Below are 3,575 nucleotides of genomic sequence, written 5' to 3' on the forward strand. Positions count from 1 at the left end.
AGTCAAGCCTCCCATCATTTCGTCATTCCCGGCCTTGTGCCGGGAATCCATAATCACGGAACTCTCAGCGCGACCCCCGCCCCGTCCGCGCGTATGGACCCTCGGGACAAGCCCGAGGGTGACGGAAGGGGGGCCTCCCCCCTTGCCACCGCCGCGTCACATGGGCGAAGTGCGCGCCGCAGGGGGAGGACGGCTTGGACCTCGAGGATTTCATCGCCAAATGGAGCGCGGCCCGTGGCGGGGCCGAGCGCGCCAACTATCAGATGTTCCTCGGCGAGCTGTGCCAGGCCATCGGCGTCCCCTCGCCCGACCCCGCCGGCCACGACACCGCCCTCAACGACTACGTCTTCGAGCGCGGGGTGAAGCGGCGCGACTCCGAAGGCATGGCCTCCACCCTGCGCATCGACCTGTACAAGCGCGGCTGCTTCATCCTCGAGGCCAAGCAGTCCCGCGCCGAACACCGCGACGACCAGCAGCAGGCCCTGTTCCGCGAGGATGAGACCAAATCCGTCGCCGCATCCCAGGGCAAGTGGGACGTGCTGATGCGCAACGCCCGCCGTCAGGCCGAGGACTATGTCTTCCGCCTGCCGCCCGATCACCCGGCCCCGCCCTTCATCATCGTCTGCGACGTGGGCTACGTCTTCGAGATCTACGCCGACTTCTCCGGCTCGGGCCGCGCCTACACCCACTTCCCCGACCGCAAGAGCTTCCGCATCCGGCTGGAGGACCTGCGCGACGAAAAGGTCCGCGACCGCCTCGTCGCCATCTGGACCGACCCGCAGGCGCTCGACCCGTCGCGCGAGGCCGCCCGCGTCACCCGCGAAATTGCCAAACGGCTGGCGGAAGTGTCGAAGACGCTGGAGGCGAAACACCCGGCCGAGGAGGTCGCCCACTTCCTCATGCGCTGCATCTTCACCATGTTCGCCGAGGACGTGGACCTGCTGCCCCGGGGCCAGTTCACCGCCCTGCTGGAAGACTGCCTCAATGGTCCCGCCACCTTCGCCCCGCTGCTGGAAGAGCTGTGGCGCAAGATGGACGCGCCGGACCACAAGGACCGCTTCTATTCCCTGTTCAAGTCGCACCTGCGCCACTTCAACGGCAGCCTGTTCAAGGACGCCCGCGCCTTCCCCATGGGCCGCGAGGAGATCGGCGAACTGCTTGCGGCGTCGAAACACGACTGGCGCTATGTGGAGCCCGCCATCTTCGGCACCCTTGTGGAACAGGCGCTGGACCCGTCCGAGCGGCGCAAGCTGGGCGCCCACTACACCCCGCGCTCATATGTCGAGCGTCTGGTCCAGGTCACGGTCATGGAGCCCCTGCGTCAGGACTGGGCCGACGTTCAGCTGCGCGTGACCGACGCCAAGGAACGGGGGGAAGCAAAGGAAGCCGTCGCCGCCGTCCGCGCCTTCCACCATACGCTCTGCACCACCCGCGTGCTGGACCCCGCCTGCGGCACCGGCAACTTCCTCTATGTCTCGCTGGAGCTGATGAAGAAGCTGGAGGGCGAGGTTCTGGAGGCCCTGGCCGAGCTGGGCGAAACCGAGGGCATCGGGCTGGAGGAGGTCGACCCTCACCAGTTCCTCGGCATCGAGCTGAACGTCCGCGCCGCCGCCATCGCCGAACTGGTGCTGTGGATCGGCTACCTGCAACAGCACTACCGCAACCGCACCGAACATCCCGCCGAACCCATCCTGAAAGCCTTCGGCAACATCCAGCAGAAGGACGCGGTCCTGACCTGGGACGGCTATCCCGAGCTGCAGTTCGCCACCATTCCTCCCCCATCGGGGGAGGGGGACCAGCCGAAGGCTGGTGGAGGGGGCGGCCCCGTCCCGGTCTATCCGAACGCACAGCGACCGGCGTGGCCGGAGGCGGAGTTCATCGTCGGGAATCCGCCGTTCTTGGGCAAAGGCAAGGATATGCGAGAGGCCCTGTCTGATGAGTATGTGGCAGCGCTGTTTCGGGCGAACCCGCAAATCAACGAAAGCGCCGATTTCGTCATGCACTGGTGGGACCGTGCAGCGGAGACTCTAGCGCAAAAGAAATCGATCCTGCGGCGGTTTGGGTTCGTGAGCACCAACTCCATCCGCCAGACTTTTGACCGTCGTGTCATCGAACGTCACATGAGCGGCAAGACGCCACTGTCTCTCGTTTTTGCAATTCCTGATCACCCTTGGACCAAGGCGACTCGGGACGCCGCCGCTGTCCGTATCGCGATGACGGTTGCTCAGCGCGGTATCGCACAGGGGCTTCGCTACGAGGTCTTGACCGAGCGCGCTTTGGATTCAGACGAACCCGAACTGACTTTTGCCTACACTCTCGGCCGCATCAACGCAGATCTCTCGGCGGGTGCAGACCTGACAAGGACGACCGAGCTCAAAGCAAATGCGGGTCTCTCGTGGAACGGGGTCATGCTGGCTGGACGAGGATTTGTCCTTGAGCCTGCCGAGGCAGAGTATCTCACTGGAGGATCAAGCGAGGACGCACTGCTGAGGCGTTTCGCAAGCGGGCGAGACCTCGTCCAGAACTTCCGGACACGCTTCGTGATCGACACACACGGCATGAGCGAAGGCACTCTGCGTCGAGACTACCCTCGACTGTTTCAGCACCTTCTCGCAACGGTCAAACCCGAACGCGCGATCAATCGAGACCAGCAGTTCCGACGCGATTGGTGGCTGTTCGGCCGAAACCGTCCCGACCTGCGCTTCGCAATCGCGGACCTTCCTCGGTTCATCTCACTTCCCGAAACGGCGAAGCATCGCGAGTTTCAGTTCCTACCAACTACGTACCTTCCCGAGCACCGACTGGTGAACATCGCTCTGGATGATGCTCTGTTCCTCGCGGTTCTGTCGTCAAGGTATCATCGCCACTGGTCTCTCTCTGCGGGCGGCACTCTTGAAAGCCGGCCTGTTTATAACAAATCCCGCTGCTTCGACCCCTTCCCCTTCCCCGACCCGGACGACGCCATCCGCGCCACCCTCCGCGCCCTCGGCGAGGAGCTCGACGCCACCCGCAAGACCGTTCAGGCCCAGCATCCGGACCTGACCCTGACCAGCCTCTACAATGTGCTGGAGAAGGTCCGCGCCGGGGCCGAGCTCACCGCCGCCGAGGCCGATGTGAAGGATCGCGGCCGGGTGCTGATCCTCAAGGACCTGCACGACCAGATCGACCGGGCGACCGCCGACGCCTACGGCTGGCCTCACGACCTGACCGACGAACAGATTCTGGAAAAGTTGGTCGCCCTGAACGCCGAGCGCGCGGCCGAGGAAGCCGCCGGTCACTTCCGCTGGCTGCGCCCCGACTACCAGATCCCCCGCTTCGCCAAGGGGGCCGCCGCGAAATCCGGCGAACTGGATCTGGGCGCGACCGTGGTTCCCATCGACAAGGCCCTTCCCCCCTTCCCCAAGGATAAGGGCGAACAGGTCATGGCCATCCGCGCCGTGCTTCAGGCCTCCGGCCGTCCAATGGACGCCGCCGCCGTGTCCCGTGCCTTCAAGAACGGCGGCAGGAAGATCGAACAACGCGTCGTCCAGGCCCTGGCCACCCTCGTCCGCTACGGCGACGCCACCCCCCTCCCC

1 protein-coding gene is annotated in these 3,575 nt (G+C 65.2%); it reads left to right on the forward strand.

Features of this window, described 5'->3' with window-relative positions; genetic code table 11:
- Positions 1–194: 194 nt before the first annotated feature.
- Positions 195–3,575: DNA methyltransferase (locus tag C0461_RS13875; RefSeq protein WP_292107835.1), on the forward strand; the 3,381-nt coding region annotated here is incomplete at its 3' end.

It is taken from the genome of Brevundimonas sp. (assembly GCF_013823285.1).
Lineage (GTDB): Bacteria > Pseudomonadota > Alphaproteobacteria > Caulobacterales > Caulobacteraceae > Brevundimonas.